The sequence below is a fragment of the Anaerosalibacter sp. Marseille-P3206 genome, assembly GCF_900155565.1.
GTDB lineage: Bacteria > Bacillota > Clostridia > Tissierellales > Sporanaerobacteraceae > FUHM01.
The window spans coordinates 251,829-275,323 of sequence record NZ_FUHM01000002.1 but is presented as its reverse complement, the minus strand read 5'-3'; the positions used below and the strand labels follow the sequence as shown (position 1 = coordinate 275,323).

The 23,495-nt window shown below is 29.6% G+C and carries 23 protein-coding genes and 1 riboswitch; of the genes, 22 read left to right on the top strand and 1 reads right to left on the bottom strand.

What is annotated here, in order from left to right; all coding sequences use genetic code 11:
- The 17 genes from BQ9840_RS02620 to sigK all read left to right on the top strand — a co-directional run bounded on the left by BQ9840_RS02620 (nt 1) and on the right by sigK (nt 16,986).
- The gene (locus BQ9840_RS02620) at nt 1-540 is read left to right on the top strand and encodes a PRC-barrel domain-containing protein (protein WP_077367768.1); all 540 of its coding nucleotides are present in this window, start codon (nt 1-3) and stop codon (nt 538-540) included.
- Nucleotides 541-584: 44 nt separating this feature from the next.
- On the top strand, nt 585-752 hold the full coding sequence (locus BQ9840_RS12475; RefSeq protein ID WP_159436062.1) for a hypothetical protein: 168 nt from the start codon (nt 585-587) through the stop codon (nt 750-752).
- Nucleotides 753-793: 41 nt separating this feature from the next.
- The gene (locus BQ9840_RS02615; protein WP_077367766.1) at nt 794-1,966 is read left to right on the top strand and encodes an AI-2E family transporter; all 1,173 of its coding nucleotides are present in this window, start codon (nt 794-796) and stop codon (nt 1,964-1,966) included.
- Nucleotides 1,967-2,119: 153 nt separating this feature from the next.
- Nucleotides 2,120-4,744 carry an alanine--tRNA ligase gene (gene alaS, locus BQ9840_RS02610; protein WP_077367764.1) on the top strand — a complete coding sequence of 875 codons (2,625 nt, stop codon included), beginning with the start codon at nt 2,120-2,122 and terminating at the stop codon, nt 4,742-4,744.
- A gap of 127 nt (nt 4,745-4,871) precedes the next feature.
- Nucleotides 4,872-5,117 (top strand): IreB family regulatory phosphoprotein, encoded by a 246-nt coding sequence (locus BQ9840_RS02605; RefSeq protein ID WP_234978659.1) that lies wholly within the window; start codon nt 4,872-4,874, stop codon nt 5,115-5,117.
- Between the two features lie 12 nt (nt 5,118-5,129).
- Nucleotides 5,130-7,292: a hypothetical protein gene (locus BQ9840_RS02600; protein ID WP_077367760.1), complete on the top strand. Its 2,163-nt coding sequence runs from the start codon at nt 5,130-5,132 to the stop codon at nt 7,290-7,292.
- Between the two features lie 32 nt (nt 7,293-7,324).
- The gene (gene ruvX / locus BQ9840_RS02595) at nt 7,325-7,756 is read left to right on the top strand and encodes a Holliday junction resolvase RuvX (protein ID WP_077367758.1); all 432 of its coding nucleotides are present in this window, start codon (nt 7,325-7,327) and stop codon (nt 7,754-7,756) included.
- The gene (locus tag BQ9840_RS02590; protein WP_077367756.1) at nt 7,757-8,008 is read left to right on the top strand and encodes a DUF1292 domain-containing protein; all 252 of its coding nucleotides are present in this window, start codon (nt 7,757-7,759) and stop codon (nt 8,006-8,008) included.
- 73 nt (nt 8,009-8,081) lie between these two features.
- Nucleotides 8,082-8,519 (top strand): Fur family transcriptional regulator, encoded by a 438-nt coding sequence (locus tag BQ9840_RS02585; protein WP_200804853.1) that lies wholly within the window; start codon nt 8,082-8,084, stop codon nt 8,517-8,519.
- Between the two features lie 101 nt (nt 8,520-8,620).
- Nucleotides 8,621-10,285 (top strand): ribonuclease J, encoded by a 1,665-nt coding sequence (locus BQ9840_RS02580; protein WP_077367754.1) that lies wholly within the window; start codon nt 8,621-8,623, stop codon nt 10,283-10,285.
- A gap of 93 nt (nt 10,286-10,378) precedes the next feature.
- Nucleotides 10,379-10,714: a YlbF family regulator gene (locus BQ9840_RS02575; protein ID WP_077367752.1), complete on the top strand. Its 336-nt coding sequence runs from the start codon at nt 10,379-10,381 to the stop codon at nt 10,712-10,714.
- A gap of 176 nt (nt 10,715-10,890) precedes the next feature.
- On the top strand, nt 10,891-11,937 hold the full coding sequence (mltG, locus tag BQ9840_RS02570) for an endolytic transglycosylase MltG (protein ID WP_159436061.1): 1,047 nt from the start codon (nt 10,891-10,893) through the stop codon (nt 11,935-11,937).
- Nucleotides 11,938-12,013: 76 nt separating this feature from the next.
- Nucleotides 12,014-12,667, top strand: a complete 654-nt coding sequence (locus tag BQ9840_RS02565) for an O-methyltransferase (RefSeq protein WP_097677457.1) — start codon at nt 12,014-12,016, stop codon at nt 12,665-12,667.
- Entirely contained in the window at nt 12,668-13,897 is a 1,230-nt protein-coding gene (locus BQ9840_RS02560; protein WP_077367749.1) for a peptidase U32 family protein, read from the top strand.
- 5 nt (nt 13,898-13,902) lie between these two features.
- Entirely contained in the window at nt 13,903-14,523 is a 621-nt protein-coding gene (gene udk, locus BQ9840_RS02555) for a uridine kinase (protein WP_234978605.1), read from the top strand.
- 64 nt (nt 14,524-14,587) lie between these two features.
- The gene (locus BQ9840_RS02550; RefSeq protein WP_077367745.1) at nt 14,588-16,216 is read left to right on the top strand and encodes a peptidoglycan D,D-transpeptidase FtsI family protein; all 1,629 of its coding nucleotides are present in this window, start codon (nt 14,588-14,590) and stop codon (nt 16,214-16,216) included.
- Nucleotides 16,217-16,278: 62 nt separating this feature from the next.
- Nucleotides 16,279-16,986 (top strand): RNA polymerase sporulation sigma factor SigK, encoded by a 708-nt coding sequence (sigK, locus tag BQ9840_RS02545; protein WP_077367743.1) that lies wholly within the window; start codon nt 16,279-16,281, stop codon nt 16,984-16,986.
- Between the two features lie 56 nt (nt 16,987-17,042).
- Here sigK and BQ9840_RS02540 read toward each other — a convergent pair whose 3' ends face one another.
- Nucleotides 17,043-17,636: a YhcN/YlaJ family sporulation lipoprotein gene (locus tag BQ9840_RS02540; protein ID WP_159436060.1), complete on the bottom strand. Its 594-nt coding sequence runs from the start codon at nt 17,634-17,636 to the stop codon at nt 17,043-17,045.
- A 174-nt stretch (nt 17,637-17,810) separates the two neighbouring features.
- On the opposite strand from BQ9840_RS02540, the gene aroE reads away from it, so the two are divergent.
- From aroE to BQ9840_RS13010, 5 genes are all read left to right on the top strand, one after another.
- On the top strand, nt 17,811-18,692 hold the full coding sequence (aroE, locus tag BQ9840_RS02535) for a shikimate dehydrogenase (RefSeq protein WP_077367739.1): 882 nt from the start codon (nt 17,811-17,813) through the stop codon (nt 18,690-18,692).
- 28 nt (nt 18,693-18,720) lie between these two features.
- A complete protein-coding gene (gspE, locus tag BQ9840_RS02530; protein WP_234978604.1) occupies nt 18,721-20,400 on the top strand; it encodes a type II secretion system ATPase GspE in 1,680 nt (559 codons plus the stop codon).
- Between the two features lie 10 nt (nt 20,401-20,410).
- Nucleotides 20,411-21,463 (top strand): type IV pilus twitching motility protein PilT, encoded by a 1,053-nt coding sequence (locus BQ9840_RS02525; protein ID WP_077367735.1) that lies wholly within the window; start codon nt 20,411-20,413, stop codon nt 21,461-21,463.
- Nucleotides 21,464-21,477: 14 nt separating this feature from the next.
- Nucleotides 21,478-22,686, top strand: coding sequence for a type II secretion system F family protein (locus tag BQ9840_RS02520; protein WP_234978603.1), 1,209 nt, complete (start codon nt 21,478-21,480; stop codon nt 22,684-22,686).
- A gap of 79 nt (nt 22,687-22,765) precedes the next feature.
- Nucleotides 22,766-22,857, top strand: a riboswitch (cyclic di-GMP riboswitch).
- A 166-nt stretch (nt 22,858-23,023) separates the two neighbouring features.
- The gene (locus BQ9840_RS13010; RefSeq protein ID WP_077367731.1) at nt 23,024-23,482 is read left to right on the top strand and encodes a type II secretion system protein; all 459 of its coding nucleotides are present in this window, start codon (nt 23,024-23,026) and stop codon (nt 23,480-23,482) included.
- Nucleotides 23,483-23,495 lie beyond the last annotated feature (13 nt).

The following is a 23,495-nucleotide window of genomic DNA, read 5'->3' as shown; positions in this document are numbered from 1 at the left end:
ATGATTAGATATACAAAATTGTTAAAATGCAGTATTTTAGATAAAAATGAAGGTGAGGAACTTGGAAAAGTTGCTGATTTAGTATTTTCAAATGATTTACATAAAATTACCAATATAATAGTTGAAAGTGGAAAATTGATAAAGGATAAATGTTTAATACCTTTTGAGACAATAGTTTCAGTTGATGATGATAAAATTTTAGTTTGCAAGGATAAATGTTTGAATATGGAAAAATTAAATATAGAGAAATTAATTATCGGAGAAGATGTAAATATTATAGAAAAAGGTGTATTGAAAGAAGATGGAGAACTAATAGGTTACGTTAAAGATGTCATAATAAATCCTTCAAATGGCATACTTATAGGATTTATTATGACAGAGGGAATATTTGAAGAAATATTTAATGGTAGAAGTTTCATACCCAATATGGAAAATATTCAAATTGGTGGAGAAAATATAGTTATGAATGACATGATAATGGACCAAATTGTTAAAAATAAAGAATATTACAAAAAACTTCTAGAATTAGAGGATGGTTAAAGTGGCAGAATATAAATAGAAACCTTAAAAAGGAGATGATTTATATGAATAGTTGGTTTAGAAAAGGTGCTTTAATGGGTAGTATACTAGGAGCTAGTGTTGGTATTTTTGCAACATCAAGGATGGATCCAAGACAAAAAAGAAAGATGATGAGAAATACTAGAAGAGCTTTCTCAAATATAAAAAATGGTGTAACTTCACTTTGGGGATAGGCAGCTTTAGCTGCCTTACTTTGTTTTAAAGGAGACATGAAATGGTTTGGACAAATCTTGGTAAAATAATACAATTGTTAATGGTGATATTAATTATAGTCATCATCTATTATATAATAAATATTGGAAATAAATATGTAGAAGAAAGAAAAAAAATAAAAATAGATAATACCAAGACCTTCAAAACACTTGGTTTTTTAATATTTGTATTCTTATTTTTTTTTATAATAAAAAAGTATTCTTTTTTATCAGAATCAATTTATGCTATTTTTATGGCAATAATATTTTCTTATCTTTTAAATCCTATAGTCAATTATTTTGAAAAGAAAGGTTTATCTAGATTTTTAAGTGTAGTGTTAATATATCTTATACTCGCAGTAATAATCTTTTTACTAATATTTGTTTTTGGGCCAAATATCATGAAGGAGTTTAAGAATTTAGGTTCTATTCTACCTAGGTATTTAGATAGAGTCTTTGGATATTTTGATTCAATTTATGATAAATATATTAAAAATATTGACAACATTCCACCACAATTAGATGGAGTTAAAGGAATATTCAAAGATAATGTTAGTGAAATTGAAAAAATAGTTACTAAATGGATTAAAAAATTTACAGATAAGACTATTGATATATTTTCAAAGATATTTACAATAGTACTTATCCCAATTCTATCGTTTTATTTTTTAAATGATAAAGAGTATTTTAAAAAGAAAATATATTTTTGTATTCCAAAGGATTATAGAAATCATGTGTTAAAATTGTCTAAAGATGTCAATAAAGTTATTAGTCAATTTATTAAAGGAAGAGTTCTTGTTGCAATGTTCGTTGGCATTACTACTACTATATCATTGTTTTTTTTGAGAATTGATTTTGCCTTAATTATTGGATTGATGGCTGGTATAGCTGATATTATACCTTATTTTGGCCCTGTAATAGGTATAATACCTGCGGTTTTTTTTGCGCTACTAAAGAGTCCTATTAGAGCGCTATGGGTAATTATTATATTTACTATTATTCAGCAAATTGAAAGCAATATTATAACACCTAAAATTGTTGGAGAAAGTGTGGGCATTCATCCAGTAACAGTAATATTATCTTTGATAATAGGAGGAGGTTTTTTTGGAGTTACAGGAATGATTCTCGCAATCCCAGTTGTAGGCATTTTAAAGGTGTTATATTCATATTTAATAGAAAACATAAACAGGGGTTAAATATTGACAATTAGCTGTTTTTCAATTATAATCCTAGTTATAGTGTGAAATATACTCGTCCTTTTTATGATGGGACGGTTTTTTTATAAACTAACGAATGAGAATGTTTAAATATATATAAACAGTTTAACCTAAAAGAAAGGTGCGGATAATATGAAAAAATTAGGTCTACATGAAGTAAAAAAAGAATTTCTAGATTTTTTTAAAGAAAAAGACCATTTAGTTGAGAAAAGTTTTTCTCTTGTTCCTAAAAATGACAAGAGCTTGTTGTTGATAAATGCTGGAATGGCACCATTAAAGCCTTATTTTACAGGAGAAGTAGAGCCACCAAGAAGGAGAATGGCTACCTGCCAGAAATGTGTAAGGACAGGTGATATTGAAAATGTAGGAAAAACAGATAGACATGCAACATTCTTTGAGATGTTAGGTAATTTTTCCTTTGGGGATTATTTCAAGGAAGAGGCAATAGAGTTTGCTTGGGAGTTTATGACTGAAAGGCTTGAAGTACCAAAGGATAAGATTTGGGTAACTATTTTTGAAGATGATGATGAATCATTTAAGATTTGGAATGAGAAAATCGGAATTGAAGACAAAAAAATAGTAAGACTAGGCAAAGAAGATAACTTCTGGGAACTAGAAGTAGGGCCTTGTGGACCTTGTTCTGAAATATATATAGATAGAGGCGAAAAACATGGTTGTGGTAAGGAAACATGTAAACCAGGTTGTGAATGTGATAGATATGTTGAAGTTTGGAATTTAGTTTTTTCACAATTTGATAAAGATGAAAATGGTAATTACAACAATCTAACTAATAAAAACATTGATACTGGTATGGGTCTTGAGAGAATGGCTGCTGTTCTTGAAGGAGCAGATAATATTTTTGAAGTAGGAGAAATTAAAAAAGTTATTAGTGAAGTTGAAAGGACAACAGGTATTTCTTATGGAAAAGATAAAAAGACAGATGAATCTATAAGAGTTGTAACAGATCATATACGTGCCATGACTTTTTTAATATCTGATGGAGTACTACCAAGCAATGAAGGTAGGGGATATGTACTTAGAAGGCTTATTAGAAGAGCTGCTAGACATGGAAAACTTCTTGGTATAGAGGGAGCTTTTTTATCTGAACTTTCTTCGTTCATTATAAAATTGTGGAGTGAAGACTATCCTGAATTAAGGGAAAATGAGGTAAAAATAAAGAAAGTTATAAAGGTTGAAGAAGAAAAGTTTCAAGAAACTATAGATCAAGGTATAAATATACTTGATGCTTATATAAAAGAGACGAAAGAAAAAGGTGAAGTTGTTTTAAGCGGTGATAAAGCATTTAAATTATATGATACTTATGGATTCCCATTGGATTTAACTAGAGAAATTTTAGAAGAAAAGAACTTAAAAGTTGATGAAAATGAATTTAATATAGAAATGGAAGAACAGAGGAATAGAGCAAGAAAAGCTAGGGAAGGTGTTGGAAACGGTGCTTGGAGTAAGGATGATTTTTCCCATAGATTTAAATCCTTCAATACTACTTTTAGAGGATATGAAGATATAAAACTTAGCTCAGAGGTCCTTGGTATATTTCTAGAAGATGAAAAGGTATCTAAAATAAGTGAAGGTGAAGAGGGAATTATTCTTTTAAATGAAACTCCTTTTTATGGTGAAGGAGGAGGCCAAGTAGGAGATACTGGTACAATTAAAGGAGATAATTTTGAAGCATTGGTTTTAGATACAAAAAAGACTAAGGACAATGTTATTTTCCACTTTGTAAAAGTTCTAAGTGGAGAGATAGAAGATGGAAAAGAAGCAGTTTCTCAAGTAGATATAAGTAGGCGAAATGATATAGCAAGAAATCACTCTGCAACTCATTTACTACACAAGGCATTAAAAGATGTATTAGGAGATCATGTAAATCAAGCTGGTTCAATAGTATTACCTAATAGATTGAGATTTGACTTTACTCATTTTGAAGGGATAAATGAAAATGATCTAGCTAAAATTGAACAAATTGTAAATGAAAAAATACTTGAACAGCTAGAAGTATCTACTATTGAGACAACACTTGAAGAAGCTAAAAAAATGGGAGCTACAGCTCTATTTGATGAAAAATATGGTGGAAAAGTACGAGTTGTAAAAATGGATGACTACAGTATGGAACTATGTGGAGGAACACATATTGACAATACTGGGAAAATAGGATTGTTTAAAATACTTAGTGAGTCAGGCATAGCTTCAGGTGTAAGAAGAATTGAAGCGATAACTGGTAGAGCTGTGTATGGATATTTATTAGAAACAGAAGGACAAATAGATTGTGTATCAAAAGTATTGAAAACAAATAGAAAAGATGTAGTTGAAAAAGCGAAGGATTTAACTGAGGAATTAAAGGAAAAGGAAAAAGAAATAGAGTCTTACAAAGGTAAGATGGCTTCTTCTTTAGCAGATGAGATTATAAATGAAAAAAGAGTAATTAATGGAATAAATGTTGTAACTTATAGTGTTCAAAATATGGATATGAATGAACTAAGAAATCTAGGTGATGAAGTTAAGAATTCTTTAGAATCAGGAATTATAGTATTAGCTTCTGTGTCAGATGACAAAGTATCTTTTGTGACAATGGTTACTAAGGATTTAGTTGATAGTGGTTATCATGCAGGGAAAATAATAAAAGAAGTATCTGCTGTTACAGGAGGCAAAGGTGGTGGTCGTCCAGATATGGCACAAGCTGGAGGAAAAGACCCTAAAAAGGTTAATGAAGCTTTAGAATTAGTTGACAAATTAATATAATATATATAAAACAAAATATTAGCCAAATATTTGGCTAATATTTTGTTTAACATGTGTATATAATGGTATGTTTATGGTATATATATATAAGGAGGTGTTTTATGTGAACAACTGTTACAATGAGACAATGAAATTTGAACCACCAAAAGATAACGAGAACGAAGCTAAGAAAATACTTTTTACTGTATATGATGCTTTAAGGGAAAAAGACTATAATGCAATTAATCAAATGATTGGTTATATATTGTCTGGAGATCCAACTTATATAACAAGCCATAAAAATGCTAGAAGTTTAATAAGAAAGTTAGAACGTGATGAACTTATAGAAGAATTACTTAGAAGCTATTTAGAAAATGAAAATAAAGAGAAGTAGGAGAGAGTTGACTTGAACAAACCAAAGCTTTTAATCAGTCTTACAATACTACTAGTTATTTTTGCTCAAATTTTTGGTCAAGTGAATTTATCCTTTGCGACTAATGCAAAGGATAAGACTGCTTATTTAATTGTTGTAAACAAATATACATTAGAAGATATCGATAAGATGCCTAATTTAAAGAAAATAATAGAAGAAGGTAGTATAGGACTTATGAATACTAGAGGCCTTTATAGTTATAGTGGGCCTGAAAGTTATCTTACAATCAATTCTTCAAAAAAAGCTTTCACTACTACAGAAGGTGCAGAGTTTTATAATCTAAATCAAAATAGCATGAAAGTATATGAAAGAAGATTTGGAAAAATATATGGGGAATTTAGTATTGCAAACTTAGATTTAAGCAAGATTATTAAACACAACGAGAATAATAGCTATAAACCATATATAGGAGCGCTAGGAGACAATTTACATAATGCAAACTTAAAAACAGCTGTTTTTGGAAATGCAGATATAGTTGATAAAATATCAAGGTATAGTAGTTTAATACCTATGGACTCTAAAGGATTGATTGACTTTGGAAATGTCCAAGATACATTAATTGATGTCAACAAATATCCATTTGGATTTAGAACAGATTATGAAAAGTTAATTGAAGAAGTAAATGCAGTAAAAGAAGACGCTTCTTTAATAGTTATTGATACTGGCGATTTAGATAGATTAAGTAGTTATAGTAGTGAACTAACTGATGAAATGTTTGAAAAGCATAGGCATAATATTATAGAGAAAATAGATGGATTCTTTGGAGAGTTGAAGAGAAATATTGATAAAGATAATTCACTTCTAATAATATTAAGTCCAAATAGATGTGAGGAAAGAATAGATAAAAGCAAATTAACACCTTTAGTATGTTGGGGAGAAGGTGTAGACAAGGGTATATGTACTTCGGCTACTACTAAAAGAGATGGTGTTGTAGCAAATATAGATATTGGGCCAACGATTTTAGAATATTTAGGAGCTTCAAAAGAGCATATGTCTGGAAATTCTTTAGTTTATATTACTAAAGAAGATAGCTTTAATTATATTACATCAATTTTAAATAGAATAAATATAGTATCTAATAGCCGTTTTAATATTTTGACCATATATAGTATAATAATTATTATTGGGATAATATTTGCTACTATGCTATTAGCTTTAAAAATAAAAATAAAAGGTAATTTGTATAGAATATTAAAATTCTTTTTAATTGTCATTGGAATATTACCTATTTCTTTTATATTGTCTTCATTGTTTAAATGGGAAAGTTATATTAGTAATATTATAACTATAATATTACTTTCAGTAATATTAGTATTTATTTTTTATAAGTTGAGGAATACGTATACAGTATTATTAATTTCAGGAGCAATTTATACTTTAATTGTTGTAGATGTTATGACAGGTGGAAATCTAATTAGATATTCTGCACTAGGCCATGACCCAGCTATTGGAGCTAGATATTTTGGATTGGGAAATGAACTAGTAGGGCTATTTTTGGGAGTAACTGTTATTTTTACTAGCATGATTATTAATAAAACAGGGAAAAAAAGCCTTTCATATTTATTGCTTATTTTGTCTGGAATATTGGTTGGATATCCTAAGCTAGGAGCAAATGTTGGAGGTTCCATAGCTATATTATTTGCTATACTATATTTTATTGTTGAGAGTATGGATATAGATATTAATTTGCGAAAAATATTTGGAATAGGCATAGGAGTAATTGTTTTTATACTTATTATGGCATTTATAGATATTAGATTTAATCCAAATCCTACTCATTTAGGGAGAATGATTTTGGAAATGAATAGTGAAGGTAAAAGTATAGCAAACAATATTATTATAAGGAAAATATTGATGAATATTAAGCTAGTTGGTTCTTCTATTTGGACAAAGGTATTATTTGTTAATATGTTTAGTCAAGGACTTATTCTCATAACTTGGGGAGATTCTTTAAGGCAAATATTTAAAGATAAAAAATATGTATATATTGGACTATCAAGTGGAGTAGTGGGAAGTATTATGGGATTTTTAGCTAATGATTCTGGGATTATACTAGCTTCTATTGCTATGGTATTTATTACATTGTTTTTCATATATACATTGATAGATCATATATTGAAGGAATATCAGATTTAGTATAAAGTAATTTAAAATGGAGAGAGAAAATTATGAATAGAATAATGGGACTAGATGTAGGTGATAAGACTATTGGAGTTGCTGTAAGTGATCCTCTTGGAATTACAGCACAAGGAGTGACAACTATTCGAAGAATAGGAATAAAAAAAGATTTAGAAGAGTTAGAAGGATTAATTGATGAATATAGTGTTAATAAAATAGTTGTGGGACTTCCAAAGAACATGAATAATACTATTGGACCTCAGGGTGAAAAGGTTTTGAAGTTTGTAAAAAAGATAGAAAATAAGTTTAAAATGGATATAATATTACAAGATGAAAGATTAACTACTGTATCGGCAGAAAGAATGTTAATTGAGGGAGATGTGAGTAGAAAAAAAAGAAAAGAAATTATTGATAAAGTAGCTGCTACTTATATACTCCAAGCGTATTTAGATAAAAATCAGAAAAAAGAAGGTGAACAATAAATGAAGGATACAATTTTATTGTTAGATGAAAATGGTGATGAAGTAGAATTCGAAGTTTCAGCAACTTTTGGATTAGATGAGAGTAAATATGCAGTTCTTTTCCCAATAGATCATGTGGAAGGAGATGCATTTATTCTTAAAATAGAATATGATGATAAAGGGGAGATGATATTAACTGGAATAGATGATGAACAAGAATTAGAAGATGTAATTTTTACTTATGAGACTTTTATTAAAGAAGAAAATGAATAAAAAGCATTTGAATAGTTGACTTTTATTGTATATGTCTGTATTCTATATATAGAATGTGTGAGCAGGTGAAGAGATGGATATAAATGTTGATAGCATAAAAGATATTTTAAAGGAAGAGGGATATAAATTAACATTTCAGAGAAGAGCAATACTAGATACAATTGTAGAGAATAGGGGAAGCCACTTAAGTCCAGAGGAGATTTATGACTTAGTCAAGGAAAGGTATCCAGAGATTGGATTGGCTACGGTTTATAGAACACTACAACTTTTTGAACAGTTGAAAATAGTGTGTAAATTGAATTTTGATGACGGATGTAATAGATATGAGTTAAATAGCAATTCTGGTGATCACCACCATCATCATTTAATTTGTTTAAATTGCGGAAAAGTCATTGAAGTAAAATTGGATTTATTGGAGAGCCTTGAACAGGAAATAGAAAAGGAAGGGAAGTTTAAGATAGTTGATCACAACGTAAAATTTTTTGGATATTGTAGTGATTGTCAAGAATAGATCCCCTTTAGGGGATATTTTTTTGTTTAATATTATTACATTCATCCATACTAATAATAAGAAGAATTGGAGAGATTAATATATGAAGGAGATGATAAAGTTTGGCAAGAAAACCGAATAAGTTAAAAATAATTCCTCTTGGAGGATTAGGAGAAGTAGGAAAAAACATTACAGTAATAGAGTATAATGATGATATTATAATTATAGATTGTGGTCTCATATTTCCTGAAGATGAAATGTTAGGTATAGATATAGTTATACCTGATATATCCTATCTTATAAAAAATAAAGAAAAAATAAGAGCTATTGTGTTAACACATGGTCATGAAGATCATATTGGTGCATTACCTTATATTCTTAAAAAAATAAATGTGCCAATTTACGGAACAAAATTGACTTTAGGATTAGTAGAAAATAAATTAAAAGAACATAATATGCAGAATATAATACAAAATGTTGTAAAACCAAATGATTCAGTAAAATTAGGATGTTTTACAGTTGAATTCATTAAAACTGGTCATAGTATACCAGATTCTGTAGCATTGGCTATTCATACACCTGTAGGTATAATTGTTCATACTGGTGATTTTAAAATTGACTATACGCCAATCAATGATAATGTTATTGATTTATACAAATTTGCGGAATTAGGCAGTAAAGGTGTATTAGCATTGATGGCAGATAGTACAAATGTAGAAAGACCTGGGTACACTATGTCTGAGAGAACGGTTGGAGATACATTCAATGATATTTTCCAAAAAGCAAAACAAAGAATAATAGTAGCAACTTTTGCTTCAAATATACACAGATTGCAACAGATTATAGATTCGGCTGTTTTGGTAGACAGAAAAGTGGTGGTTTCTGGAAGAAGCATGATAAATGTTATCAATGTGGCTTTAGAATTAGGATATTTAAATATTCCAGAGGGAACTCTTATTGATATAAATGAAATGGATAATTACCCTTATGATAAAACTGTAATTATTACTACAGGCAGTCAAGGCGAGCCAATGTCAGCGTTGACTAGAATGGCTTACTCAGAACATAGAAAAATAGAGTTGATACCTGGAGATTTAGTAGTTATTTCTGCATCACCTATTCCTGGAAATGAAAAAACTGTTTCAAGAGTTATTAATCAATTGATGGCAAAAGGTGCAAATGTTATTTATGAAGCTCTTGCAGATGTCCATGTTTCTGGGCATGCTTGTCAGGAAGAACTTAAATTAATTCATACTCTTGTTAAGCCAAAATATTTTATACCTGTTCATGGGGAATACAGACATCTTAAGAGACATGCAGAATTAGCTGAAAGTCTAGGAATGGATAAAGATAGTATCTTTATTGCACAAAATGGTTCTACAGTAGAGTTTACTAAGAATTCTGCTTCTTTTGGTCCAAGTGTACCTTCCGGAAGGATATTAGTTGATGGGCTTGGCATAGGAGATGTGGGAAATATAGTATTAAGGGATAGAAAACACCTTTCAGAGGATGGTTTAATAGTTGTTGTAGTTACTATAAGTAAACAAGATGGAACTGTTATGGCTGGTCCAGATATTATTTCTAGAGGTTTCGTATATGTTAGAGAGTCAGAAGATTTAATGGAGGAATCTAGACAGGTGGTTAAAGAAGCCCTTGATGAATGTGTTAAGAATCATATTACAGATTGGGCAACTTTAAAATCAAATATACGAGAAGCACTTAGAGGATTTATTTATGAGAAGATAAAGAGAAATCCTATGATTCTTCCTATTATTATGGAAGTTTAATTAATAAAAACCGTAGAGAAACTACGGTTTTTATAGTATAATAATAAATAAATACTTCATTATATGATAAAATTTTAAACTGGAGGAGATAATATGAACGTATATGATGAAGCACATAGATTGGCAAAAGCTATAAAGGATTCTGAAGAATACAAGGAGTATATTGATAGACATGGGAAAATAATGGCAGATGAAAGAAATCAAAAAATGGTAGATGATTTTAGGGAAAAAGCTATGGAAGTTCAGATGGAACAATTATCAGGTAAAGAGGTATCTGAAGAAAAGCTAGAGCAATTGAGAAAACTACAAGATATATTGATGCTAAATCCTGATATAAAAGATTTTTTCATTTCTGAGATGAGGTTTTCCCAGATGATAACGGATGTATATAAGATTCTTGATGGAGCTATAAATGTATCTGAAAAATAATATTATCTATTATAAATCAATATATATCACTATTTTTGGGAATATTATACTTATATAACATATCACTTTGTTTTTAAGAGTAATTAAAATCAGAGTATATTAGACATTATTCTTGTATAAAACTGATAATAATTGTATAATGAAATAAGTAAATATCAGTTAAAGGTGGAGATTTTGTGGTTGAAACTGCAAAGAAAAAAAAAGCAAATAAAAAGAAAAATAGAATAGGAATTTTGTGTTTAATATGTTTAATCATTTTATTTGGTAGAGCTCATTATAAAAGAGGAATTGGGCCAGTATCACTAGAAAACCCAGTAGAGGTAAGTTTTGAAATACCTATGGGAAGTTCTACATCAAAGGTGAGTGATATTTTAGAAAGTAATGGGCTCATCAATAGTAAACTTATATTTAAATATATAGTTAGAAAAGATGCCTTGGATGGTAAGTTAAAGGCTGGACAATATACTTTGAATTCTGGAATGAATGTAGAAGAAATTGTTGAAAGTCTTTCAAAAGGTGGCAAAAACACAAATATAGTTAAATTTACAATACCAGAAGGATATGAATTAAAACAAATAGCAAGAAGATTATCTGAAAATGGCCTAGTAGATGAAGAGAGATTTATTAATCTTACTGAAGATGCTAGTAAATTTGCGGACAAGTATGATTTTCTCAAAGAAGCGCCTGAAGGTAGTAGTTTGGAAGGTTATCTTTTCCCATCAACTTATGATGTAGAAAGTGGTGCTAGTGAAGAAGTGATTATTGAAAAAATGCTTAACACTTTTGGGGAAATATATAAGACTACTATTAAGAATGGTATTAAAGATACTGGATTGTCTTTAAATGAACTTGTTGCACTGGCTTCTATAGTAGAACGTGAAGGAAAAGTAGATGAGGAAAGACCATTGATAGCTGCTGTATTTTACAATAGGATAAAACAGGGAAAACCTTTAGAATCTTGTGCTACTGTACAATATGCACTTGGAGAGAGAAAGGAAAAATTGACTTTTGATGATTTAAAAATAGAGTCAGATTATAATACTTATAAACATAAAGGCTTGCCTCCTGGACCTATAGCATCTCCTGGATTAAAATCAATTGAAGCAGCAATAAATCCTGCTAATGTAGATTATCTATTTTTTGTTTCAAATGGAGATGGAACTCATACATTTACGACAAATTTTAAAGACCATCTTGATGCAAAGAATAAAAACAATCATTAGTATTTTTGAATAAATGATATAATACGTGGTATATTTCCACGTATTATTTATGTAAGGAAGTAAAGGAGAGATACATTTGAATAATATAAATGAAGAATATGTTGAAGAATATATAAGAAGCATACTACCTAAGAGGCCAGATTTCATGTTGGAAATGGAAAGTTATGCTCATGAAAATCATGTACCTATTATTCATCCAGAAGTTGCTCAATTTTTAATGGTTATGCTCAAAATGAAAAGGCCACTAAGAATTCTGGAAGTTGGCACTGCTATAGGATATTCAGCAATGGTTATGGCTTATTCAACAAATAATGATACAGAAATTTATACTATAGAAAAAAGAGAAGATATGATTCAAATTGCAAATAAAAACATAAGTGATTCAATATATAAAGATAGAATAAAAATAATGCCAGGCAATGCAGAGGAAATACTACCTAATTTAAAAGAAAAATATGATTTTATTTTTTTAGATGCTGCAAAAGGCCACTACTTAGATTTTTTTAAATCCTGTTCCAATATATTAAATAGTGGAGGCATCATAGTTTCTGATAATGTACTTTATAAAGGCATGGTTGCAAGTGATGAATTGGTAATAAGAAGAAAGAAAACTATAGTAAAGAGAATGAGACAATATTTAAAATATATTTCAAATTTAAAGGGTTTTTCATCTTGTGTTTTGCCATTAGGGGATGGAGTAGCTATTACTTATAAGGAAGGAGTGAATTAGATGAACAAACCAGAGTTGTTAGCACCAGCAGGAGATTTAGAAAAGTTAAAAATGGCTGTAGTATATGGTGCGGATGCTGTTTATCTTGGAGGAGAAGAGTTTGGTCTTAGAAAGGCTTCTAAGAATTTTACCATAGAGGAAATAGAAGAAGGGGTGAACTTTGCCCATGATAGAGGAAGAAAAGTATATGTTACATTAAATATTATTCCTCATAATGAAGATTTAGAAGGATTAGATGAGTACGTAGTTAAATTAGATAACTTAGGTATTGATGGAGTAATAGTAGCAGACCCAGGAGTTATTTCTGTTGTGAAGAGAGTTGCGCCAAATATGCCTATTCATTTAAGTACACAGGCGAGTGCAACAAATTATGAAACAATTAGATTTTGGTACGACTTAGGTATTAGACGTATAGTTGTAGCTAGAGAGTTATCTTTGAAGGAAATTATAGAAATAAAGGAAAAGCTACCTGAGGATTTAGAGATAGAAGCTTTTGTTCATGGAGCTATGTGTATTTCCTATTCAGGAAGATGTTTATTAAGCAATTATATGGCAGGTCGTGATTCAAATAGGGGAGAATGTGCTCATCCATGCAGATGGAAATATTATTTGATGGAAGAGAAAAGGCCTGGAGAGTACTATCCTATATATGAGACAGAAAAAGGTACATTTATTTTTAATTCAAAAGATTTATGTATGATAGACCATATTCCAGATTTAGTTGAAGCAGGTATATCAAGTTTTAAGATAGAGGGTAGAGTAAAGAGTCAATACTATGTAGCTACAGTTGTAAGATCTTATAGAATGGCAATTGATGAGTATTTTGAGAAAGGTGAAAAATATCAATATAAAGAAGAATGGCTTGACGAAATAAAGAAAGCTAGTTATAGGGACTTTACTACTGGTTTTTATTTTGATAAGCCAACAGGTAATGAGCAAGTATATACTAATAGTTCATATATTCGTGAATATGATTTTGTAGGTCTTGTTTTAGATTATGACAGTGAAACAAAAATAGCTACAATTGAACAGAGAAATAGAATGTTTGTTGGAGATGAAATAGAGATATTTGGCCCAAATAAAGAGTTTTTCACTCAAAAGATTGATATGATGTGGAATGAAGATGGGGAAGAAATAAATGTAGCACCTCATCCACAACAGATTATCAAGATGAAAATGACTCAACCCGTAGGAAATTGGGATATTATAAGAAAAGCTAGAAAGGAATGATACTATTGCAAAAACCTATTGTCATCGGAATTACAGGAGGGACAGGTTCAGGAAAAAGTACTGTTTCCAAGGAGATTTTTAGCTCCATTGATGAAAGTAATGTTGTGATTATTGAGCAAGATTCATATTATAAAGATCAAAGTCATTTAACATTTGAAGAAAGAAAGAAGACAAATTATGATCATCCTTTTGCTTTTGATAATGATTTGCTCATAGAACATTTAAATATGCTATTAGAAGGAAAAATTATAGAAAAACCTATATATGATTTTGAAAATCACAATAGAAGAAAAGAAACTATAACTGTTAATCCAAAGGAAATTATTATTCTTGAAGGTATATTGATACTTAATGACGAGAGAATAAGGAATTTACTAGATATAAAAATATTTGTAGATACGGATTCTGATGTTAGGGTTATTAGACGTATTACTAGGGATATTAAGGATAGGGGAAGGAGCTTGGATTCTGTTATTGATCAATATATGACTACAGTAAGACCAGCTCATATGCAATTTGTTGAACCTACTAAAAAGTATGCAGATATCATTATACCTGAAGGAGGGTATAATAAGGTAGCTATTGATATAATGGTTGCTAAGATAAATTCAATATTAAATAAATAATAAACTTATACCTCTATTATTATTTGGCAATACTAATATTGACCAATATTATGGAGGTTTTTTTATGAGAAGAAATAGGAAGAACCCATTGAAAAATAGAATAATTAAATTTTCCTTAGTAGTATTTTGTACTGTAATGTTATTAGTTGGAAGATTGTTTTGGTTTCAAGTGATTAAGAGTGATGAATATAAATTGGCTGCACTAAAGCAAAGAGGAAAAGAAGTAAAACTTTATCCAGATAGGGGAATTATATATGATCGAAATCTTATTCCTCTAACTAATAGGGATAGAGTGTCTACAGTCTATTTTACAGATGATAGTTCCTTCGATGAATACTTAAGGAATAATAATACATATACAAAAGAAAAAGATAAAAACAATAATAAGATAAAAAGTATTGAATTAGAAAAAGAGATAAATGAGGAAGAACTGCCTAAAGGTGCTTATGTATATGATAAGACTTTAAGGTATGATAAAAATAATTTATTGTCTCATGTAATAGGTTATATTAAAAAAAGTGAAAATAGAGGAGAAAGTGGTATAGAAAAAGTATTTGATGAAGTTTTAAAAAACCATAAATTAAATTCTATTTTCTTTGAAGTAGACAATAAAAGAAGAATAATTCCAGGAGGGGGTTATGCTGTAGTAAAAGACGAGAAATCAAGTTTTCCTAATAGTGTACAACTTACGATAGATTATCATATACAAAAAATTGTAGAAAATGAAATGGATAAGAGAAAAATAAAGGGCGCTGTGATTGTAGCAGATGTAGAGACTGGTGAGATAGTAGCTATGGCTAGTAGACCAAACTTTGATCAAGATAATATTGATGCTTATTTTAATAAGGATAATATGGAATTATATAATAAGGCAATACAGGTTTCTTATCCACCGGGATCGTTATTTAAAATAGTTGTGCTGCTTACTGCTCTTGAAGAAGAACCAAGTATAGTCAATGAAATATTTTATTGCAATGGTTATGAAAAGATAAATGATGTAATCATAAAATGTAACAAAGAAGAAGGACATGGATATATTTCTTTAAGTGAAGCATTTTCTAAGTCTTGTAATTCAACTTTTATTCAAATTGGTCAAAGAATAGGAAGTAAAAAAATTATAGATATGGCTTATAGACTAGGATTTGGTGAGAAAATAAATATTGGACTATTTGAAGAAACTGAAGGGAATCTACCAAGTGGTAAAGAACTATTAGGTCCTTCCATTGGAAATATATCCATAGGACAGGGGAAGATTGAAGTAACGCCTCTTCAAGTAACTAATATGATGTTAACCTTAGCAAATGAAGGGATTAATAAGAAATTATCAATAATTAAAGGCATAGTAACAGAAGATGGATATATGGTTAAGGAGTTTAGAAAAGATAGTGAAGAGAGGATAATATCTGCTAAAAATGCAAAAATTTTAGATGATCTAATGGGTAAAGTAGTAAAAACAGGTACTGGTAGAAGTATGGACTTAGAGGATGTAGGAGGAGCTTGTGGAAAAACTGGTTCTGCACAAGCAGTATTAAATGGAGAAAAAACAATTCATGGGTGGTTTTCTGGATATTTTCCTGAGAATAATCCTAAATATGTAATAACAGTTTTTGCTGAACAAGTTAATTCAGGTTCTATGTCGGCAGTTCCCATTTTTGAAAATATAGTAAAAGAGATTTCACAAAAAAATAGATAGGACTGGCACGAATACTCGGCTTTCTTCATATACTTTAGTATGGGGAAAGTGGAGGTGCCTTTATGGATATGACATTGTTGTTATCCTTGGGAGGGTTTATAAAACCCTTTTTAATATTTTCAGGATATATTTCAAGTACAAATTCTTTTCCAATGCCACTTACAAAAGAAGAAGAAGAAAAGTATTTAGAGCTATTTGAAGCAGGAGATGAAGAAGCTAGAAACATCCTTATTGAAAGAAATTTAAGACTTGTCGCCCATATAGTTAAAAAATACAATAATATTGGTAAAGATGTAGATGATTTGATTTCCATTGGTACTATTGGACTTATAAAAGCTATATCAACTTTTGACAGAACCAAAGGCACAAGATTAGCCACATATGCAGCTAGATGTATTGACAACGAAATCTTGATGACTATTAGGGCAGACAAGAAATCAAAAGTTGAAGTATCTCTTCAAGAACCAATTGGGGTTGATAAGGAAGGCAATGAAATATCTTTAATAGATATTTTAGGTACAGATGTAGATGATGTTATTGATGAAGTAAATTTAAAATTGCAAGTAAAAAAACTATATTCTAAGATTAATAAGGTATTAAAGGGAAGAGAAAAAATAATAATAGAACTAAGGTATGGGTTGGTAGATGGAGGAAATAAGACACAGAGAGAAATAGCTGAATTATTAGGAATATCTAGATCATATGTATCAAGGATTGAAAAAAGAGCTATTAAAAAATTGAGCAAAGCTTTTGAAAACCCAAATATATAAAAAATCCGGCAATGCCGGATTTTATTTAAATATATAGGAGGACTTGTTAGTGCATATTACATACTTGGTGTTATTCTACGAAGTATTTCTTGAATTTCCCTAGCAAATCCTGAAACAGGTTTTCCAGTACGTATGTCCCTTGCCATATTGCTTAATCTTTTATATAAATCTGCGTCTGCTGTTACACTTACTGTCTTAATATTATTATCAGTGTCTTTAACTATTTTTTCTACTTTATTTTTTAGATTATTTGTCATTTTTCCTTCTAAGTTATTTTTCATATTAATTCCTACCAAAGCTGTGTTGCCAGAGAGTACAACAGTAGCACTATTTACTTCATTTAAATTTGAAACTTTTTTAGCTATTTTTTCTGCTCTATTTGATGCTGTGTTAAATCTTGTGTTTCTAGTCATATTGTCATTTCTAATGTCATTATCTAAATCATTATTTAAGTCATTATTTAAGTCATTATCAATATTGGTATTGAGTCTATTGTTATTTCTTGTTCTGTTATTATCTCTTGCAAGTCTGTTTTGAATCCTTTCATTTCCAACATTAGGTTTTTGAGATGTTCTAGTTTGACAAGCAGCTCCAACTAAAGTAAAAACTAAAACAAAAACCGCAAAAATAGCTATTTTTTTATTTTTCAAATTTTTCACCTCCTAATGATTATTGTTTCAAATAATATTTTTTTTATGAAGGGATTTTTTTCAAATATGTATTTGCACATATATATCATAATGGATGTTATCATAATTGATATATTTATTTTTAAATTAAAAATGATATACTATTACTAACTTAAAAGAATAAGGAGTGAAAAAATGAATATTGATTGGAATACTGATATCTATTGTCTTATTGGAAATCCAGTAAGTAAAAGTTTATCACCTAGAATTCATAATTATATTTTTGAATTTAATAATAAAAATTGTATTTATTTAGCTTTCAAAGTAGAAGATAGAGATTTTAAAGCTATTATAAATAGCTTTAAAGCACTAAATATTAAAGGATTTAATGTGACAATACCATATAAAATAAAAATAATGGATCATTTAGATGAAATAGAAAAAGAAGCTAGATTATTAGGAGCAGTCAATACTGTAAAAAATGTAAATGGAAAGCTGATAGGCTATAATACTGATGGTTTAGGATTTGCTAGATCATTAACTGAAGAAGGAATAAAAATTGAGGATAGAAATTTTTTAATATTAGGTGCTGGTGGTGCAAGTCATGCTATTTCTACAAAGTTAGCTATAGAAGGAGCAAAAAAAATAGTTATTCTGAATAGAACTATAAAAAAGGCCGAAGTACTAGGCAAAAATATTAAAGATAAATTTGAAAATACACAAGTTACTTGGGATTCTTTAGACAATGTAGTTAAATATCTTGATAGTGATATTGTTGTAAATTGTACTTCAGCTGGGATGTATCCAAATGAAGATATATCTCCCATAGATTCTACAATATTAAATGAAGATACAGTTATTTATGATATTATTTATAAACCTATTGAGACAAAATTTTTAAAAGATGCTAAAAGAAATAAATTAAAGACTATTGGTGGTATTTCAATGCTTATAAATCAAGCTATTTTAAGTCAGCAGATTTGGTTAAATGATGTAGAAAATTATTCAAAAAATTTTAAAAAAATAGAAGGATTTTTAGACAGTAATGTAGAAGATATTGTAAATAAATTATTATAAAATTTATTAATATAAAGGTGAAAAAATGATGAATAATAATATGAAATTAGGAGATTTACTGGTTTATGCTGGGAAAATTACAGATGAACAGTTAAAAGAGAGTTTAAATGAACAAAAAAAATCTTATAAAAGATTAGGAGAAGTATTAGTTAATAAGGGATTTGTAACTGAAAAAGATATTATCGAAGTATTGGAGTTTCAACTTGGAATACCTCATGTAGATTTAGAAAAATATAGTATAGATCCTAATATTGCTAAAATGATACCAGAAAATTTAGCTAGAAGATATGAGTTAATTGCCTTAGATAAAAAAAGAGATTATTTAATAGTAGCTATGGTAGATCCATTAAATATATTTGCAATAGATGATATCAAAATATCTACTGGCTATGAAATTCAACCTGTTATATCAGATAAAAAATATATTATAAATGCTATCGAGAAATATTATAAAGAAGAAACCACTAAAAAACTACTTGAAGAGTTTGAAGACTCCTACTATACATCTGAAATAGAAGAAATTGCAGAAGAGGAGTTACTTGATGTCAATAGTGCGCCTGTTGTAAAGTTGGTTAATTCAATTATTAGTCAAGCTGTAAAAATGAAATCTAGCGATATACATATAGAACCTTTTGCCAATGAAATAAAAGTAAGATTTAGAATTGATGGAGATTTACAAGAAATAATGATATTACCTAAAAAAAGCTTATCTGCTATAATTACTAGGGTTAAGATAATGGGTAAAATGGATATTGCTGAGAAGAGAGTCCCTCAGGATGGTAGAATAGAAAGCATTATTCAAGGAAAGGAAATAGACATGCGTATTTCCACATTACCTACAGTATATGGAGAGAAAATAGTAATCAGATTATTAGACAGAAGTAGTTTTATGTATTCAAAAGAGGAATTAGGTTTTGTTCCTTCAGATTTAAAAATAGTAAATAAGATCATGAAACAACCTTATGGGATAATTCTAGTGACAGGTCCAACAGGAAGTGGAAAAACTACAACATTGTATACTGTATTAAGAGAATTAAATAGTCCAGAAAAAAACATTATCACAGTTGAAGATCCTGTAGAGTATAAACTTCAAGGAATCAATCAAGTTCAAGTAAATAATAAAGCTGGGTTAACCTTTGCAAGTGGACTTAGATCAATATTGAGACAAGACCCAGACATCATAATGGTTGGAGAAATAAGGGATTCAGAAACAGCTCAGATAGCTGTAAGAGCAGCCATAACAGGGCATTTAGTATTATCTACACTTCATACTAATGATACTGCTTCAAGTATTGCTAGGCTTGTAGATATGGGGATTGAACCATATTTAATATCTTCTGCAGTAATTGGAATATTGTCCCAGAGACTTGTAAAAAGACTTTGCAATAATTGCAAGATTCCTTATGAGGCTAACAGTACAGAAAAAGCAATATTAGGCATAAATACTAATGAAAACTTAGTATTATATAAAGGAAAAGGTTGTAATAATTGTAATAATGGCTATAAGGGTAGAACTGCTATTCATGAAGTAATGCCAATAGATGAAGAAATAAGGGAGCTAATTGATAGAAGAGCAACTACTGATGAAATCAAAAATACAGCTATAAAAAAGGGAATGACAACTTTATTAGATAAAGTTAATCAACTAGCTTTGGATGGAACAACTACTATTGATGAAGTCTTAAGGGTAGGATATACATTAGGATAGGAGGATAAAAATGGAGCTTATTGATTTGATAAGAACAGGTACTAGTAAGAATGCTTCTGATATTCATATAACAGTTGGAGTACCTCCTGTTTTTAGGATAAATGGAGAATTACATGAATATGGAGAAGAAAGTTTAAGACCAGATGATACAAAAAAACTTGTTGAAGCTGTATTAGAAGAAAAACAACTAATAGAATTAAATGAAAAAGGTGAAGTAGACACATCTTTCTCTAGCCCAGGAGTAGGTAGATTTCGTGTCAATGCATATAAACAAAGAGGTAGTTACTGTATGGCACTAAGGATTATTCCACTTAGAATACCCACTATTGATGAGTTAGGATTGCCTCAAATAGTTAAAGAATTAGCAAGAGTACCTCGTGGACTTATACTAGTAACAGGTCCTACAGGAAGTGGTAAGTCTACTACACTAGCTTCTATAATTGATTTGATAAACAGTGAAAGAAGTTGCCATATATTAACTCTAGAAGATCCAATAGAATACCTACATAGTCACAATAAAAGTGTAGTAAATCAAAGAGAAATTGGTATTGATTCAATTAATTTTTCAAATGCACTTAGAGCAGCATTGAGACAGGATCCAGATGTAATATTAGTTGGTGAAATGAGAGATTTGGAAACCATAAGTATAGCTTTAACAGCGGCAGAAACAGGTCATCTAGTATTGTCTACACTCCATACATTAGGAGCATCTAAAACAATAGATAGGGTAATTGATGTTTTCCCTCCCCATCAACAACAGCAGATAAGAATTCAATTTGCTTCAGTTATACAGGGAATAATATCTCAACAATTATTGTCTAAGAGTGATGAAAGTGGGAGAGTTGCAGCTTTTGAAATTATGGTTTCAACTCCTGCAATCAGAAATTTAATTAGAGAAGAAAAAAGCCATCAAATTGACACTGCAATACAAACCGGTAGAAAGTTTGGAATGGAAGCAATGGACAATTCAATATTGGAGTTGTATAAAAAGAGATTGATTTCTAGAGATACAGCTTTAAACCAAGCTTTTAATTCTGAGTTAATGAAGAGATATATCCTATAAGGCGGTGAGATATATTGATTTTTAAATACAAAGCAGTAACTGATACAGGGGAAACTCTAGAGGGAACTTTTGAGGGACAGAATACTGATGAAGTTATATCTATGTTAAGAGGAAATAATTACCTACCTATTTCAGTTGAAGAGCTAAATGAAAGAGAAGTAAACAGTGGAATAACTTTAGGAACGAATGTTAAGAAAAAGGATATGGCAGTGTTTTGTAGACAATTCTATTTTATGCTTAATGCAGGTATAAGTATAGTGAATTGTCTAGATATACTAGAAAAGCAAACAGAAAACAAGCTATTGAAAAAAGCAATAGGAAAATCATATGAAGATGTACAAAAGGGAATGACATTGTCAGAAGCTATGAAAAAACACAAAAAGATTTTTCCTATACTATTAGTTAATATGGTAGAAGCTGGAGAGGTTAGTGGAAATCTTGATATCATAATGGACAGAATGGCAATACATTATGAAAAAGAAAATAAAATTGAGAACAAAGTAAAGTCTGCATTTACATATCCAATAATACTCATCATTGTGTCAGTAGCTGTGGTAATATTTTTATTGACTAAAGTAATGCCTACCTTCATAGGTATGTTTGAAAGTAGTGGATCAGCACTTCCAGGTCCAACTAGATACCTTTTGAATATGAGCGAAAGACTTGAGAATTATTGGTTTATATATGCAATAGTTATACCTTTAGTAATTGCAGGAATTGCATTTTATGCAAAATCACCATCAGGAAAAATGCTTTTTGATTCACTTAAAATCAAATTACCAGGCTTAAAGAAGACCAATATTAAGATAATAACTTCAAGATTTACTAGAACGCTTTCAACATTGTTATCAAGTGGTATACCTCTTATACAATCACTAGAAGTTGTAAGTAGAGTAGTAGGAAATGTAATCGTGGCAAAGGGATTGGAGAGGGGAATTGAGGATATCAAAAAGGGAGTATCCCTTTCAAGTACCATTAGAGCAATAGGAGTATTTCCACCTATGGTATATTCTATGATAAATGTTGGAGAAGAATCCGGTTCTCTTGATGAAATACTTCTAAAAACTGCAGATTTCTATGATGAAGAGGTAGAGACATCATTAGAAAAGATGACTACAATGTTAGAACCAATATTAATAGTAATAATGGCTTTTATTATTGGCTTTATAGTTATAGCTATGGCAATGCCTATGTTTGATATGGTTAATACAATAGAAATGTAGAATTTTCAAAAAAAAGCATAGAAAAAAAAGGCGAAATGTGTTAATATGATTAAAATGATTTAATTAATATTAAAAATAATAAATATCAGGGCAAAGCTATTGAAAGATAGTGACGCAAAGTCTGAGTCTAAAGCTATGAATATTAATAGCTATGATCGTTCGGCTGCATAAATTATATATGTATTGTATATGTTTATGCAGCTTTTTTTAAAATAAAAATATTTAATAAGCATTAAAGTCTTCACATTATAAACGATGAAAAGAGGTGATGTTAAAAAATATATGCTCAGCACTAATAATTAAGATTATAAAAACATGAAATAAGGGGGAAGAAAAGATGTTTGAATGGTTTGTAAAGAAGTTGTGTAAGGATAATAGGGGATTTACACTTATTGAGTTGGTAGTAGTTATTGCTATATTAGCAATTTTAGCTTTTATAGCAGTACCTAAATTAGCTGGCACAACGGATAAAGCAGCAGTTAGTGCACATAACGCAAATGTTAGAACTCTTGAAAGTGCTGCAAGTATGTGTATTGCAGAAGAAGGTAAACCTAAAACAGATATCACATGGGGTGGTACTAAAACATCGGGTGAAGCTTATAAATGGGAAGATTATATTCAAGAATGGCCAACTGTTCCCGAATCATTAGTAGGCAAAACATGGTTAAAATCTGAAGATGATACAGTTGGGATTACAATTAATCAAAATTATAAAGTTATAATTTATAAAAATGGTACAATTGAAGTTCAAACTGGAAGTACCAAAACTGGAAAAATTATCAACAAAACAAAATAGCTAAACAAGAATA